General features: G+C 51.0%; 13 protein-coding genes. 12 read left to right on the top strand and 1 reads right to left on the bottom strand.

The window, feature by feature from the left end:
• Nucleotides 1-8 precede the first annotated feature (8 nt).
• The 10 genes from OUO13_RS20055 to OUO13_RS08210 all read left to right on the top strand — a co-directional run bounded on the left by OUO13_RS20055 (nucleotide 9) and on the right by OUO13_RS08210 (nucleotide 11,825).
• A complete protein-coding gene (locus tag OUO13_RS20055; RefSeq protein WP_428982302.1) occupies nucleotides 9-92 on the top strand; it encodes a hypothetical protein in 84 nt (27 codons plus the stop codon).
• A gap of 5 nt (nucleotides 93-97) precedes the next feature.
• Nucleotides 98-826, top strand: coding sequence for a restriction endonuclease subunit S (locus OUO13_RS08250; protein WP_283173395.1), 729 nt, complete (start codon nucleotides 98-100; stop codon nucleotides 824-826).
• A gap of 421 nt (nucleotides 827-1,247) precedes the next feature.
• Complete coding sequence (locus tag OUO13_RS08245; protein ID WP_283173394.1) at nucleotides 1,248-1,748, top strand: hypothetical protein; 501 nt, start codon at nucleotides 1,248-1,250, stop codon at nucleotides 1,746-1,748.
• A gap of 223 nt (nucleotides 1,749-1,971) precedes the next feature.
• Nucleotides 1,972-2,154, top strand: coding sequence for an FmdB family zinc ribbon protein (locus tag OUO13_RS08240; RefSeq protein WP_283173393.1), 183 nt, complete (start codon nucleotides 1,972-1,974; stop codon nucleotides 2,152-2,154).
• Between the two features lie 266 nt (nucleotides 2,155-2,420).
• Entirely contained in the window at nucleotides 2,421-5,543 is a 3,123-nt protein-coding gene (locus tag OUO13_RS08235; RefSeq protein ID WP_283173392.1) for a serine-rich family protein, read from the top strand.
• 19 nt (nucleotides 5,544-5,562) lie between these two features.
• The gene (locus OUO13_RS08230) at nucleotides 5,563-6,270 is read left to right on the top strand and encodes a hypothetical protein (protein ID WP_283173391.1); all 708 of its coding nucleotides are present in this window, start codon (nucleotides 5,563-5,565) and stop codon (nucleotides 6,268-6,270) included.
• Nucleotides 6,267-7,136 (top strand): basic helix-loop-helix domain-containing protein, encoded by an 870-nt coding sequence (locus OUO13_RS08225; RefSeq protein WP_283173390.1) that lies wholly within the window; start codon nucleotides 6,267-6,269, stop codon nucleotides 7,134-7,136. The genes OUO13_RS08230 and OUO13_RS08225 overlap by 4 nt, the downstream gene beginning before the upstream one ends.
• A gap of 1 nt (nucleotide 7,137) precedes the next feature.
• A complete protein-coding gene (locus OUO13_RS08220) occupies nucleotides 7,138-7,905 on the top strand; it encodes a hypothetical protein (protein WP_283173389.1) in 768 nt (255 codons plus the stop codon).
• Between the two features lie 12 nt (nucleotides 7,906-7,917).
• On the top strand, nucleotides 7,918-10,950 hold the full coding sequence (locus OUO13_RS08215; RefSeq protein WP_283173388.1) for a biotin/lipoyl-containing protein: 3,033 nt from the start codon (nucleotides 7,918-7,920) through the stop codon (nucleotides 10,948-10,950).
• A 122-nt stretch (nucleotides 10,951-11,072) separates the two neighbouring features.
• Nucleotides 11,073-11,825 carry an NUDIX domain-containing protein gene (locus tag OUO13_RS08210; protein WP_283173387.1) on the top strand — a complete coding sequence of 251 codons (753 nt, stop codon included), beginning with the start codon at nucleotides 11,073-11,075 and terminating at the stop codon, nucleotides 11,823-11,825.
• Between the two features lie 86 nt (nucleotides 11,826-11,911).
• Here the strand turns inward: OUO13_RS08210 and OUO13_RS08205 are convergent, their stop codons facing one another.
• On the bottom strand, nucleotides 11,912-13,978 hold the full coding sequence (locus OUO13_RS08205) for a putative bifunctional diguanylate cyclase/phosphodiesterase (protein WP_283173386.1): 2,067 nt from the start codon (nucleotides 13,976-13,978) through the stop codon (nucleotides 11,912-11,914).
• A 266-nt stretch (nucleotides 13,979-14,244) separates the two neighbouring features.
• Here OUO13_RS08205 and OUO13_RS08200 point away from each other — a divergent pair, with 266 nt between their 5' ends.
• Both OUO13_RS08200 and OUO13_RS08195 read left to right on the top strand, forming a co-directional pair.
• Nucleotides 14,245-15,549 (top strand): hypothetical protein, encoded by a 1,305-nt coding sequence (locus tag OUO13_RS08200; RefSeq protein WP_283173385.1) that lies wholly within the window; start codon nucleotides 14,245-14,247, stop codon nucleotides 15,547-15,549.
• The gene (locus OUO13_RS08195; RefSeq protein ID WP_283173384.1) at nucleotides 15,549-16,016 is read left to right on the top strand and encodes a hypothetical protein; all 468 of its coding nucleotides are present in this window, start codon (nucleotides 15,549-15,551) and stop codon (nucleotides 16,014-16,016) included. The genes OUO13_RS08200 and OUO13_RS08195 overlap by 1 nt, the downstream gene beginning before the upstream one ends.
• The last annotated feature ends 22 nt before the right edge of the window (nucleotides 16,017-16,038 follow it).

The following is a 16,038-nucleotide window of genomic DNA, read 5'->3' as shown; positions in this document are numbered from 1 at the left end:
AGGATTACATTGATGGCTTCTACAACCGATCACGCCTGCACTCTGGTCTGGGGTATCTCAGTCCGCTAGAGTACGAGGCGAAGAATGGATAATACGAATGTGTCCGCAAAAGTGGGGCAAGATCACCATCCTCGACAAAGCCGACGCCATTCGCCGCAAACGCCAGCAAGCCATCCAACTCGCCGACGAATTCCTCCGCGCCGTGTTTCTGGATATGTTTGGCGACCCCGTCACCAACCCCAAGGGGTGGGAGGTGAGGAAGGTGTCTGATATAAGCCGTCAAGTTACGGTCGGTCTTGTTATCAAGCCTGCTTCTTATTATGTCGATAAGGGGATACCAGCAATCCGTTCTTTGAATATTAAAGAAACGGGCATCGATCAGAACAATTTTGTCTATTTTTCAGAATCCGACAATGCAGGCCCTCTGGCAAAATCGCGTGTTTACTCTGGAGACATCGTTATTGTTCGTTCTGGTCAACCGGGAAAAGCTGCCGTAATACCTGATGATCTGGATGGTGTGAATGCGATTGATGTGCTGATCCTTCGACCTGATGCTCAGTGTATTAATTCAGACTATTTTGCTTATTTCATGAATTCTGGTGCTGGCAAAAACTTGGTTATGTCCGAAGGCCGAGGCCAAATTCAGCAGCATTTAAATGTTGGTTCATTAAGCGCCGCAGATATGCCAGTCCCCGCATTGGAATTGCAGGAGAAATTTGTTCGGACATTGAAAGACATCAGGGATAAATTTTCAGTTGAGGGTGACGGTAAACATTCCGGTTTATTCAACTCCCTCAGCCAAAAAGCCTTTAAAGGCGAGTTATAACGCGGGAGATAAAAACACAGCCCCGTAAACGTATTGGCGAATCACCGCCGGGCAGAGGCCACAGGCACAGCGTAATACAACACCACCGTGCGGTGTAATACGCCTGCGGCTATTACACCCTACGGCCCTGCGGGGTTATTACCCCAGGCCAGGGCAAAGCCGCACATTCCCACGTAGAACGTGGGAACGAGGCGGAAACTGAACTGGCTCCCACGCTCCGCGTGGTAGCCAAAGTGGGATAACCCGGCGCTGGCATCATTGTGATTCGGAGGCAAGCCTCCTCCTACGGGCGGCGAACTCTCAACCGCAGGCCGCATACACCCACATAAAACGTGGGAACAAGACGGAAACCGGAAAGAACGAACTGGCTCCAGGCCCGGGCGTGTCAGCCGAAAGATATTAAAAGGGAATATCAGAATTTATGGATGAAAACAGACCGCAGAAGATTATCGGCTGGCGATTGGATCTTGTGCGTCATCGCCGCTGGTGGAAAGGCGCCGAGCATCTAAAAGCCAAACTCGAATTGTATGCACTGCTGGCAAAAAGCCAGTGGGCATCTCCACCTGTCCATGTCGTTTTATACATGGATATAGAAACGTGGCAGCGCAGTTATCAGCGTTGGCTTGAGGAAGAGGGCTTGAGCTGTGAGTTTCCGGAGCGCTTTCAGGTGATGATCGTGGACGGGAACTCGGAGCCGGTGCGCTTTGATCGTGAACTTGTGCGGTCTCTATCATCTGAAGAACTCCGGCAACAATTCATGACCGATTGGTTGGCGCGGGTGGACAAGGTGATCGAAGAGAGCTGGGAAGCTGATAAGCGTCTGTATCCTGAATTTCCGCCAGAGCATTTGAGCCTCCATCAGCAAAGTCAGAGTGACAGCATTCTTGCCATATGGAGTGAGGCTGTTGAGTCAGTTCTGTAGGATGTATTAGCCCCAGGCCATGAGGCCGGGGCGTAATACATCACCACCGTGCGGTGTAATACGCCTTGGCTGGGCGGCACGCTGTTATTACCCCTGGCCAGGGCACAGCCGCACATTTCCACGTAGAACGTGGGAGCAAGATGGAAACCGGAAAAATAACCTTACCAGCAGGCCCATTGGATACTTGGCGGCCCTGGTAACTCACAACAACAAGGATGATGTTATGCCTGTTTCAACCCCTCAAATCGATTACCAGTGCCTGGATTGCAAGCACAGGTTTTCGCGCTTTAACGTCGGAGATGCCGAGGTGATGCTGGTGGCGTGCCCTAAGTGCGGGAGCGGAGAAGTCGAAATCACCGGAACGTCGACCAGCCTGCTGAGCAAGCTGCTGGGTGTGATCCGATAACTCTTATTGCCATGTATAAATATTTACATCTGTGGATCGGATTTTACTTTCTGTTCTGCTGATGGTGAATGGCTGATTAAAAATGTCTTTTAAAACATAGGTTTATCGATTGGCATGGTCCTCGCTAATGTTATGGGAAACGTTCATGGCGGCAGCTGATCGTGAGCGGTTGTCGGTGTCACAAGAATAGTGACCGGGCTGGTTACAGGTGCCTTACTGGCAAGCTGACCCTGCTCGGCAGGATCTTCACTTAAAGGGAATCAGACGTGTCTGACAAGTATTTATCCGCTATCGAGTTTCAGGAAAGTTCGGCTCATTGGGCAGAGCTACAGACGCTACCTTCCCGTCTTTCCAAAGGGCAGGTTGTGCTGTCTGAGAGTGGAAGTTCAACAGAATTTCGCTTTATCAAAATTCGGTCGGTTAATAAGGAATCGGCTGAATCACAACGGCTGGCGATGGCTAACGTGCTGTCGGGCTTGAGCCATTCCGGGGCTCGGCTGGTGTATTTGCTGAGTGGCACAAAGCAGGGGCTTGAGCTGTATTTTGGCGTTGCGAGTGAAACCCGGGACTCCCACGAACATATCAAGAGTCTGGGGCATTTGCTGGAAGGCAATTTTCAAGGGATTTCGCTGGATTACCTGAAAACCGACAACCCGTGTTTTCAGTCGGTGTTTGTTGACGGCGCACATACCGGTCTGGTGACCGGTGTCCCGTCATTTAACGAAAACAGCCAGCACTCGGAAAATGATTTCCAGGGCATCGAACGCTTGGCCAACAGTCTGCATGGTGAAGTCTGGCAGTTGATGGTGGTGGCTGAGCCTGGTTCTGAAGATGAAATCCGGGATGCGATTGATGGACTGCACGAGCTGAGCACGCTTGCCAGTATGGAGGTGAAGCAGACTTTGCAGCAGGGTGTGAATGAGTCGACTTCAAACAACGAATCCAGAGGCAGTAGTACCGGGACATCGACCAGTCGCACCGAGGGGAAAAGCGTTTCTGAATCGGAAGGAACCAGCAGTTCAAATACTGAGGGCAAAGGGAAAAGTGCGAGCAAGAGCGACGGCTCAACTAACACCCAAAACAGAACAGAGAAGAAGTCGGTCGGTTCATCTTCGACCCTGACTACTGGTGATTCATCGAATGAATCCATTACGAAGGGAACCAACAAAGGCATCAGCCACAGTCTGAATAGCAGTGAAACAAAAGGCTCGACGGACTCCCGTTCACATAATATTACCTCCGGGACCAGCCACGGGACTCAGGCTACTCTGGGGCGCGAGCGGATTAATAAGCAGATTGAGTACCTGATCAAACAGCTGGACGAGTCGGTGATCCAGCGTTTCCAGTTAGGCCTTCAGAAGGGCATGTTCCGAACAGCGGTTTACCTTTCTTCTCCGCGACGAGATACCTACGAGCGTCTTACTCAGGGTGTGCGTTCGATCTTTCAGGGTAATCAGCCTGGTCTGACCCCTCTGCAGCTGATGGATCTGGAGCAGGGGCGTTTTGATCTCAAACGCCTGCTTCGTTTGCATATGTATCAGGGGCGATTTGCCAGAGGGCAATTGATGGCTCATGGTGTGCCGATTGATTCGTACGGCGCGGCCGTTGCTGGAAGCTGGTTGAATACCCGGGATTTATCGTTGTTGGTTGGGGTGCCGGGACGGGAATTGCCCGGTGTTGCGCTCAGAGAGAGCGTCGATTTTGGTCTGAATATTCCTGTGAATGGTAGTGACCACAGCGGTATAAAACTCGCTCGCATTCTGCACCAGGGGCGAGAGATGGAGGAGAACCTGATCCATCTTTCGAAAAAAGACCTGAGCAAGCACGTATTTATCACCGGGGTTACGGGCGCTGGTAAAACAACGACCTGTATGCGCTTGCTGATGGAGTCCGAGTTGCCGTTTCTGGTGATCGAACCGGCAAAAACAGAATATCGGGCGTTGCTTTCATCGGGCGTTGATCTCGATATTTATCAGGCGGGCTCAGAAGAATTTTGCCCGCTACGGCTGAATCCGTTTGAGCTGGTTAACTCCAGGGTCAAGCTGGCCGGACATATCGCCACTCTTACCAGCACTTTAACAGCTGCTTATCCCATGGAAGCTGCCATGCCTCAGCTGGTGGAGGAGGCCATTATTGCGGCTTACGAAGCGTATGGCTGGGATATGCGAACGGGCGAAAATGAGATATTCGATAACCCCTGGGACCCATCCGTTCAGGGCCAATGCTGGCCCATCTTCAGTGACATGATTGCCCAGCTGGATCAGTTGATTGAATCCAAAGGTATGGGCAAGGAATTCGAGGAGAAGTATCGAGGCTCACTCGTGGCTCGCCTGACCAACCTCACTTTGGGCACCAAGGGCCCGATGCTGAATACCCGGCGTTCACTGGACTTCAACGCCTTGCTCGATCGCAAGGTGGTGATTGAGCTGGAAGAGCTGAAGAGTGAAAGCGACAAGGCTCTCTTGATGGGGTTGATCATCAATCGTTTGGCTGAGTGTATGAAAGAACGTCATCGTCAGGGACCGGGATTTCAGCATCTGACTTTGATCGAAGAGGCGCATCATTTATTGAGCAAACCGGATGCCGCCACTTCCGAGAGCCGCAGGCAGGGAGTTGAGGCTTTTGCCAATCTGTTGGCTGAAGTGCGCAAATACGGTGAAGGTCTGATCATTGCTGATCAGTCTCCAACCAAACTGATTCCTGATGTTATTAAAAACACCCATACCAAAATCGTGCATCGACTTTCTGCAGCGGATGACCGCCGTGCCGTTGGTGACGCTATTGGCCTTGATGATGAACAACGTGATTTTCTGCCAAAGCTGCAAACTGGCGAAACCATTGTGTATTGCGGCGGTTGGAATGCCCCCGTATGGGCAAAAGTGACCCAGGGACAGAGAACGGATGATGAGGATATTGCAGATGAGCAGTTGCAGGAGCTTGGTCAGGCGCTGCAATGGCGTAATCGTCACCGGTTGACGCCTAAATTGGCTGAATCCGATTTGGTATCTGATGCCGCTACGTATGCCAGGCTCATTCGAAGTGCTCCCCGGGCGTTAAACGCTTTGCTGAATTGGGTGCGGGCACGAGAGCAAAGCGGTGCCGACCAACGGCGGTTAAAACGCAAACTGGCGCTGTACCAAAAAGAAGTTGCTTCATGGCAACAGCAACTAACACTGGATGAAGAACAGCTTCATTCATTGGTTTACACCCTGCTGCTCGATTTGGCTAACTTGCCAGGCGATCTGGAAGACTGGATGGCCGAATCTTGTAAGAGCAGGGTCTTTGAGATTCTGGCCAGGCTATTGAAATTATCCTCCGATGAACCGCTTGAACTGGTTGGTCGTACGCGAGATGTGTTCGATCAACTTAAAAACATTCCCTCTCTTTAATTATAAAAGGACGTAGTTTATGGGATTTTTGTCTTCTATTGTCGATGGTGTAAGTAATGTCGTCTCCAGTATTTGCAGGGTTGGGGGCGCTATCGCTTCCACTGTCGCTCAGATCGCTCCTGTGTTGAAACCATTAATTGCAACTATGCATCCCGTGGTTCGTGCGGTGGTTGCTGTGCTGACGGTGGTTGGTCAGGCACTGAATATTCTCAAGCCGGATGAAAAGGTTGAGGAGCTTGGAGACCGGGCACTACAGGCTGCCGAGCAGGACGAGACGCTGGTGCCAGAGAATTTTTCCGATTACAACGAGTACCTGAAGGAAATCCGCAGCATTGAATTGGATCCGGAGAAAACCGAAAAAAATCTGAAAGACGGCTCTGCTGTTCTTACTGGCCTTGCGACTGTGGCGACGGCTATCGAAAAAGGCAACAACTTGCGGGAAGGCTCTGCTGTCGATTTGCTGAAAGTTGTTATTGCAGATCCCGATTTCTTTAACTCATACCGTCTGAAAAGCCTTATCACCGAAAACGCGGATTTTGGCTCTATCCTCAAATACATCGACGGAAAACTGGGTAACGCAGAAACGGATGCTCTTTACGACAAACTGTTTTCCATTGAAAAGAATACCAATCCCGCCGCTGAACGTGGTCAGTTTGAGGGTGCACTGTACGATGTAAAAGCTAATGCAGCCAAAACCATTAAAGACGCCACAGGCGGTGCGGAATGACGGCTCAGGCGTACGCATTGGTTGAATATGATGGGCGTATCTATTGCTCTGAACGTTATGAAGACAGCTGGGAGTCTGTCAAATTACAGGGGAGTATTGGTACGCGTCTGTCGTGGTCGGAAGCTTTGGATGAGCTGAATAATCGAATTGGTTCGGAAAAAGCGCTCGCCGATTTGGCTTTGCACCTGATGGTCGATGATCAATCCCCTGCAACGCTCTTAGCCATCTCTCACAAACTGGAGTCGTTAAATGCCAACAAGATCAACTTGTATCCAATTCGTTGGATGCTGGCGAGTTACTGGAATGGTGATGCACCTGATTCGGATGTGATCAATCAGATACTGCTGGAACAGGTTAATAATCCTGGAACTGGCCTTGTATCGACATCGTTACCAAATAGTTCAAGCGGGCCGGATTCAGTTTCCAAAGTGGCTGAACTGGAGGCTTATTGCAAACAATTAAAAACAGAATTAGCTGCGCAAAAACGGCAGCTGAATACGTTACAAAAGGATAATGAGAGTCTGAAAAGTCGTTTGGTGAATCTCCCCCTGATGCTGAGTGACGAGGTGGTTAATTCCTACCTGGCCTGCATCTTTAATAACTATTGGGGTAATGTCAGTATGGATGATCACTGTATTCATACCCGGCAAATCAACAGGCCTTTATTGGTCTCCCCTGTAACCGAGCCGTCAATAAAAGTTATTAGCAGTATCGCTACTGAAATTTATCGTCTGCCGTTGGATCAGCGCCTTGCTCTACAAGGGCTTTGCCTAAGTCTTATCAAAACCAACGGTAGCTTGAAAACACGGCACGAATTCGATTTTTTGCTGGATGACCCAAAATCACAGGTAATGGGGGATTATTGAAATGAGCCATGCCGCAGAAGATATTGAGAAAAAGTTAAACAAATTGAAAAAAGGCTCGTTCCCAGACAAGCTGACCTACGAAGCACTGATCTTGTTACTGCAACACGATCCTCATGTGCGCCAGCTGGTTCGTAATATAGTTGAAAGAGACGCTGATGCCGATCAATGCGTTATTGATGACGCGCAGTTTGGCACACAAAACTGGCCAAAAGAGTCGCTTGATATCGCTGGATCAGGAACTGGTGGAGATATCCGCAGTGATATGAATTCCTCCTCGGGCCTCGTTGTTGTTGATTCCGGATGCAGCCAACGCTTGCCGGTACAGCCCGATTCTAAGGAGACATTACGAGTTGAGCTATCGTCAGCATTAAGGCTGCTGGCGTTGGTGGAGCGGCATACCGGTCTGAGGTCCTATCTGTTAGCGGGTTGTGATTCTGAAGGCGAGCGTTTGATGAAGCTGTTGGTCAATCTCGGGCGTTGGGACCAAATCGAAATGATCTGGAATACACTAGCGGCTGATATTAAGCAACGCCAGCAAATGGCAACGGCGGATGAGCTGGGAATGCTCGAAGGCTGCTTGCAGTGTTTCAACCTGACGAGTAGTCAATACAAAGCGGCTTTGGATCGTCCACAGCCGCCGCAAAACTTTAACCACAAAGTACATAATCGACTGAATGCCAAAGGGCAAACGGTAACAGCCATTGCACTTCCAGGGTTAATTAATTCTGCGGGCGATACAGTCTGCAAAGCATTGGTAATAACGGAATAAAGGGGTGCTGATATGTCAAGCGCGATGGATCAATATTTGGTAAAAATTTATCAGTGCCTGAATTCCAGGTTGCCAGCAGGTACAGCTGTTGAACAGCTTCCTCATGGTTTTAAAGAAAAACTGATAGGTGATTTTTTTGATTGTGTAATAGCAATAGTTGGTCGTCTTCAAAACAGTATCAAGCCTGTTCGGCAGCAGCAGAAACATAAGTCGCTGTTTTTTTTGGGGGGGCAGCAATTGCAGCAGGAGCAGCAGCAACAACCGCAACAGGGATTTTTCTATATAGGGGGGAAGGAAGCTGTTCTGGATATTGAAAGTGGATTGATTTGGTCATCGAGAATATCTGAAAAAACTATTGATAAGAATTCGTTTGGTTTATTGCGGTTTGATAACTCTGATTTCTATGATTGGATGCTACCTGAAGCCATATCCCTATGCGAATTTGCAAAAAAATCATCAAATCCCCTTCGTGGTGGAGGCTACGATAGATTGTCAGGTTTCGATTATTTTATTACCTGTCAGGGGAGAGTCTATCTCGCCTTTTCAGACCCGAATAGCGTTTCTGATAATTCTGCGCGGTGTATCCCTGTATCTGATAAATACAAAGATAACTACGTTTTATTGATTCTCGATTGCTTGTTAACGGGGCGCCAGATTACTCTGAGCACTTCAGATAAGGTTAATCTGCTCGAAGATATTAGCAAGCCAATTAATTTTACTGAGAGCCAGGCGGATCTTGATAGCTATAGTCTGCCCTCTCCCCCATTGGACGAACGCCAAATACATGACCAGGCTTGTGGATTATGGGAATTCTGGAGCGATGATTCGACCGAACAAGGTAAACAGGCAAATCGAGCCTGCTTGAGCATCGGTATCAGGCCGCGCAACCCGATTCAGGATATTCAACCGGGCGCAGTAGCCATTGACTTTGGTACCAGCAGCACGGTTGTGGCTTTTAAAGACGGTGGCCGTAAAAAACTGTTGCGGATTGGTTTGTCGGTGGATGATTACAGTGCTGATAGTCAGCCCGAACATTATGAAAATCCGACCATTCTGGAATTTGTCGATATCGAAGCTCTTTTGCAACCATGGCAAAGCCAGGCCTATCGGCCGCGTGTCAGTTGGGAAGACGTTCATTGTTCTCATGAAGCGTTAAGTACTCAGCGGGATAACGAAAGCGACCCGAAAATTACCGCCAGTATCCTGCCCAAAATCAAGCAGTGGGCACTGCGGATGGAAGACGATGTGCGTATTCGTATCCGTGACCGTGCCCATGAACGAGAGCTGGAGTTGCCGCCTTTGGAGATGCGCAATCCCATCAAAGGCCAGCCCTTGAAAGTGTCGTCCAGTGATTCTTTTGATCCGATAGAACTGTATGCCTGGTTTCTGGGGCTGGCGATTAATCAGCGTTCCCGTGGTTTGTTCTTGAAGTACTACATGACCTTTCCTGTGGCATACCCGCGTGATGTCAAAGAGAAGATCCTGTGTTCTTTCCGACGCGGATTGCAGCGTAGCTTGCCAGAGACGCTGATCAAGCAGAAAGCATTTGAAAAATTTGCAGTCGAGGAGCGGGCATCCGAGCCTGCTGCTTTTGCGGCTGCAGCGCTTGAGCATTTTAAACTGAAGCCTACTGAGCAGGGGGTGGCTTACGGAGTCTTTGATTTTGGTGGTGGTACAACCGACTTCGATTTTGGCATCTATCGACTGCCTACAGTCGATGAGGAGGATCAGGGTTACGAACAGGTGATCGAGCACTTTGGAGCGTCAGGGGACAGGTTCCTTGGTGGTGAGAATCTGCTCGAGAATATGGCCTACCGTGTGTTTCAGCACAATGCGGATACCTGCCGTAAAGAAGGGGTTACGTTTTCCAAACCACTGGATGCCGATGACTTTCCGGCCTCTGAAACCTTGTTATCAAACAGCCAGGCGGCATTGACCAATACCCTGATGCTGATGGCGCGTTTGCGGCCATTCTGGGAAAAGGGCGAGCAAGTGCAGGACGGTATCGTGTCGTTACCCTTGATCAGCAATGAAAGCTCAACTCGAATTGAGCTCAGGATTCCTTATGATGAATTGGCACAGTACCTCAAAGATCGCTTGCGTGAGGGGGTTGAAAAGTTCCTGCAATCCATGAAAGAGGCATTTGATCACGCAGACAAACAGCCAGAGAAAATCCATGTATTTTTGGCTGGTAATGCGAGCCGGTCGCCACTGTTGCAGGAGCTCTTTTCTATGGCGGCACAAGGCTCCTCGCAGCTAGCCGTTACTCTCAAGGTATCTGACATCATTGGTCATTGTGTAAGCGAAGTGACAGCGATTGATTGTGGCCTGGAGGTTGGGGAGGAAGTCGAATTTGAAGACGGATTGATGTTTCTTGAGACTGACAAGGGCACTAATGACGTAGTCTCTCCTGTTGATGGTGTAATCCATCAGAAATTCGTTAATTCTGGCGATACCCTGCAATCCGATTCAAAACTGCTGGAAATTGCCCTTAAAGAGGGGGCTGCTGTACCTAAAGGAATAACGGCTTATCGATTGCAGGGGTTTGAGAACGCTTCGGAAGGTATGCAAGTTTACCCGCCAATTATGAATGATCCATCTTCACCCTATAGTCCAAATACCAAAACCGGTGTTGCATTGGGGTTGTTGGAACTTTGTCCCGGCTCGGCTACGGCAATCGTAAACCATTCGGCCAATCAGAAAGGCGGAGAAGCACCATTTAATTTCTATGTTGGAACCATCAAACGACGCTGTTTCCATCCGGGTGTGGTGAGGCATGCGCAGTTTGGTAAATGGCAAGAACTGGGAATTATCCGCGAGGGGCATTTTAATCTGGCCTATACCCAAAATCCGTTGGCTACGTCGGGGAACATGACAGAAGACCACCTGGAGCTTGAACATCAGCAGCTTGAAATGCCATGTAGCCCTGGAGAGCGGTTATTCGCCCGGGCGATTGCATCGAATCGGATTGAAGTATGTTCGGCAAGCAGTTTGTCTGAACTGCAACAGGCTCCGTTTGATAATCATATGACGCTGGAACTGTAGGCTCCTGGTGGTCGATTCGTTCGACAGGGGCGGTAGCTACCGCTCCCTGTCGCTATTCAATATACCCGTCAGCCCTCTATGGATATTCTCCAGGGCTTTATTATCAAAAAGGACTCTGACTCATGGCCGTTGCGCTTGAATGCATCAGTATCGTGATTCGTATCGATGCGATCAGAAAACTTCCCGGTGGCTGGGAGGATTTTATTGAACGGTATCCAGCGCAACAGGACTGCTGGTATGACGCTGATCTGTTTCGCATGGGGGCTATGAACCCGATGGAAGCGGAGATGATCATCGATGAACTGAAATCCCTGGGTTTGAAAGGCTTTGTGAAGCGAAGAGGTAAAAGCGGCCACTGGCAGGATTTCTGTGCGCTGGGTGCTTTTACCACTGAACTGGACAACTGTGACTGGTTGGAGCTGGGTGAGGGCATTGTCTGGTTAAAAGGTTCAACACAAGCCCGTGTGATCGCTCATGCGGGGAATAGGACCGGAAAGCGCAAAAAGCGCCGTGGTAGTGCGATTGTTGCTGACGAGCGCGGCGTTTTGCTGGTTCAGGACCATAAACAACAATGGTTATTGCCCGGTGGCCATGCCAATCGCGGTGAAACCCGTTTTATGGCGGCGATTCGGGAGCTGGAGGAAGAAACCGGCTTGCAAGCCTGGTCGGCGCAGTGTCTGTTCGAATACGAATCGGAGCACTATATGCATCAGGTCGTTCTGATCAAGGCAAATGGCATTCCGAAACCCAGCGGTGATGCTGTTGCTATCGGTTATGTCACAGCGGCTACTCTGGACGACAAGCTGCCAAGACACACGTCGACCTGGCAGATTCTGAGTCGTTATTTCGAGGAATTGGTTGAGGCAGCAATTTGAAGTGACGGTTGCCAGGCAGCAGGATAGTTCGGTCGGCTGACATCCCCACCTTCAATATAACGTCCCTTAATATCAAGTGCGGAACATCACACCTCTTCCGCCGGTCTTGCCAGCAGGTTTTGGTATTCCCGTAACGACATGGGTTTGTGGAACAGATAGCCCTGGAACATATGGCAGCCGTGTTCGGTGAGGAATTGGCGTTGTTCCATGGTTTCGACGCCTTCGGCGCACAGTTCCATGCCGAGGCGGCGGGCCATTTCGATGATGGTGATGACGAGGGCGTCGTCGCGGGCGCTTTCGCCGATGTTGTCGACGAACTGTTTGTCGATCTTGATGAGGTCGATCGGGATTTTGGTGAGGTAACTCAGGGATGAATATCCAGTGCCGAAGTCGTCGAGGGCTACCCGGCAGCCGAGGGCGGTGATTTCGTCGAAGAAACGGTTGGCTACCACGAGGTTGTCGAGGTAGGAGTGTTCGGTTACTTCAAATTCGATCAGGCCACGCGGGATGTGGTACTTGAGAAAGGTGCCCTTGATGAAGCCGATCAGGTGGTATTTTTTCAGATCGTGGGCGGAGAGGTTGATCGATACGTGAAACGGCGGGTCGATTCTGCTGAAGACGTCGCTGCAATCCCGGCACACCCGTTCGATCACCCAGCGGGTGATCTCCGTAACCTTGCCCGACTGCTCGGCGATGGGGATAAATTCGGCGGGTGATACAAATCCCAGCTTTTTGCTGTTCCAGCGCGCCAGTGCTTCGGCGCCGACCCGACGTCCGTTGGCGTCGACCTTCTCCTGGTAATAAATCGAGAACTCGTTTTCGCTGAGGGCGGTTTCGATGTTATTGGCGATTTCGATACGCCGCTGATAGTTGTCCATCATGTCGCTGCTGAAGAAGCTGTAGCGGCTTTTGCCAAGGCTTTTGGCGGTGTACATGGCAACGTCGGCATTACGGATCAGGTCGCGGGTATCGGCACCGGAGTCAAAGGTAGTGGCCACACCTACGCTGGCCGACACCCGTACTTCCCACGAGGCAATCAGGAATTTTTGCATCAGCCCACCCACAATCAGGTCGGCCAGTTGTTCCAGTTGCTGGCGCTGCGGGCACTCTTCCAGCAGTACCAGAAACTCGTCACCGCCGTGGCGTGATACCAGGCAGCCTTCCGGCACGATGGATAACAGGCGTTCGGCAACCATCTCCAGCAGTCGATCACCCACTTCATGACCTAACGAGTCGTTCACCAGTTTGAAGCCGTCGAGGTCGACGTACATCACGGCCAGATGTTTATGGCTGGTCTGGATGTTTTGCAGTGCCTGGTTGAGGACGTTCATAAACCGGTTGCGGTTGGCGAGGCCGGTCAGGCTGTCGTAGTTGGCGAGGTATTCGGTAGCGGCCTTGCGCTCTTCCAGCAGGGTCACGTACTCGCGATTAACCTCGGACTCTTCCTGAATCACCCGCATCATCATGGCGATGTTGTTGGATAACTGCTTGACCTCGTAACGCCCACCTTGTGGTGTCTGCAATGAGTAATCCCGGGTTTTGGATACTTTTTCGGCGAACTCGCTGAGGCGGCTCAGGGGGGCCAGCCAGACGTTACCCAGCAGATAAAAGGCAATCGCCAACAGCACCAGCAGCACCAGCAGCGGTGGTAAGAGGCTGGAAATAAGTTTGTGGGTGCTTTCGCTGATTGGCCCCGCAAAGTCGTTAACGATTACCAGATAACCGAGCTGATAGGGGGCATCACCGATCGATCGAATGGCAATCAGGTTGGTATTGATATGGTGTATGCCGGTGCTCAACGAGGCCAGACGACCGTTCAGCTCGGTCAGTACCTCGGAGCCTTGTGGCCCTCCGGCCTGGCCGTGATAAACGTCGATCTGGTTCCATCCCGGGCCATAGACGGCGGCAACGCGAACATGTGGATAGGGTTCGAGGCTGAGCAGGTAACGCTTGAGTTCAAAGTCGTTGTCGGGCTGGTTGAGAATATCGACCAGATCGTTGGCCATGTTTTCGGAGAGGGCGCTCAGGTCACTCTGAACATAACGGGAGTACAGCTCCTTATGTTCGTTGAGTGACAGCAGGAAAACGGCCACGGCTACCGCTGCCAGACACAGCAAACTGAGGATAACGACCGCGGTTCGTATACTTTTCAAATGGTTGCCTATGGCCAGCTAGCAGTTCCTGTCCGGGGACAGATTTACCTGAGTCTAGTCTTTGCGCTCACACTTGCTGCCGGGAGCGCCGGAATAAGGCAACAACAGACAAAACAGAACGTTCCGCAAAACAATTGTATAAAAAGTACAATATCAATAACAATTTCATTGCATTTAGAGTGGTGTCTTCATCGGTCAGGCCAGCGGTTCTGCCTATACTCAGGTATCAGTTCGATAGATCTCTGCTCATTATCAGGAAAGGATCAGTGAAGATAACCAGCTCTTGTGTTCAGCGAGTGTCCAAAGTCGGCCCTCTGGGCTTACCGGAGGCCTGTCATCGCACTCGCCTGGCATCCTTGATTGTGGCTCTGGGCTGTGGGGTTGTCTCTGTTGCCAGTGAGTCGTTGGAAGTAACCGATGATCTCGAGGTATCCGGATTTGTCCGGGTGATTGGCGGTTATCTGAACTCGGATGACAACAGTGTGGATGGGTATCGGGATGGTATCAGTCTGCACCAGCAGTCGCTGATTGCGATTCAGCCGACGTACCATGTTACCGACCAGCTAAGTGGCACCGTGCAATGGCTCGGTCACAGCGGTTCAGGTCGTGAGTCGGGCATTGAGTGGGCGTATCTGACCTACGATCTTGATGACCAATGGCAGATCAAGGCAGGCAAGCTGCGGATGCCGTTTTTCTATTACAGCGACAGTATCGACGTTGGGTATTCCTATCCCTGGATATCGCCACCGATGCAGCTGTACAACAACAAGCTGTTCCCTACCTTTGAAGGCGGCAACGTCAGTTACAGCTCATCGTTTGGCAGTTATTCGCTGCGCTTGGAAGGCCTGTACGGTTACTACAACAACGACTACGTGATGATTGGCGGCACCCGTCTGGATGCCGAAGCACACTTTGATGACATGTATGGTTTTAACCTCAATCTGGGACGCGGCAACTACAACCTGCGATTGGCGTATCACACCGGTTTTTCACAAACCAGTTTGGGATTTCTGAAGCCATTAAAAACGGCGCTGGAACAGGCCGGATTTTCCGAGTCGGCAGAGACGCTGGCGGCCACCGGGCCGATGTCTGTGTACAGCGTTGGGCTTAACTACGAAAACTTCTCCGGCTTCATGCGCGGCGAGTGGGTTCGAACCGTTACTGAGCTGGACTTTTCTCCGACCCAGACCAGCTATTACCTGATGGCGGGTAAATACGTCGGCGACTGGACGCTGCACCTGACCTTTGCCTGTGCCGAAAATACCCGCACCCGGCCCTCAGACGAACTGCAACCCTTCGTAGAAGACCCGACGATCAATCCGGGGCTGGCCCAGCTGGCAGCGGGGTATTACTACACCTACGACCGTATTCCGACGGGAGGCCTGAACAGTGTTACGTTAGGAACGCGCTGGGATTTCCGCGCCAATATGGCGTTAAAACTGGACGTCAGTTACCTGAAAGAAACCAGCCCTTACAGCGGTTTCTTTATCAGTCGTGATGCTGATGCCCAGCAGAACGCCGATACCCAGACCGGCACGCTTTATCAGGTCGGTTGGGAGTGGGTGTTCTGATGATGACATTCCTGATCTTCCTCACTTCCAGAATGCCCGTCCGCCGTTGCGGCGGCCTGGCCTTGCTTCTGGCGTCTGTGCTGCTGGCCCCGGTCGCCAGTGCCGATGGCACCTTGCTGGTGATTGCCAACCTCGGTGCCGACCAGAAAATAACGCTCAGCCGCGAACAGGTGCGCAACCTGTTTATGGGCATTCCAGTGGGTGAAAGTCTGACCCCGGTTGTATTAACAGCGGATAACAAGGCTCGTGCCGGGTTTAACACCCGCGTGATTGGCATGGCGGAAGCGCGCATCCAGTCGTACTGGGCACAGATGAAATTCACCGGCCGTAAAACGCCACCGGCAGAGTTCCGCAGCGAGGCGGAGCTGATCGAATTTGTGCAGAAAACGCCGGGCAGTATTGGTTATGTATCGGCCTCGACCAAACTGCCGGACAACCTGCAAGTGGTGTACGAAGACGCTCGCTAGGGACCCTATGAATAACTCGTGC

Source organism: Parathalassolituus penaei, from assembly GCF_026626885.1.
Classification (GTDB): Bacteria; Pseudomonadota; Gammaproteobacteria; order Pseudomonadales; family Oceanobacteraceae; genus Oceanobacter; species Oceanobacter penaei.
The sequence above is the reverse complement of the archived record's forward strand: the minus strand, read 5'-3'. Positions and strand labels throughout refer to the sequence as shown.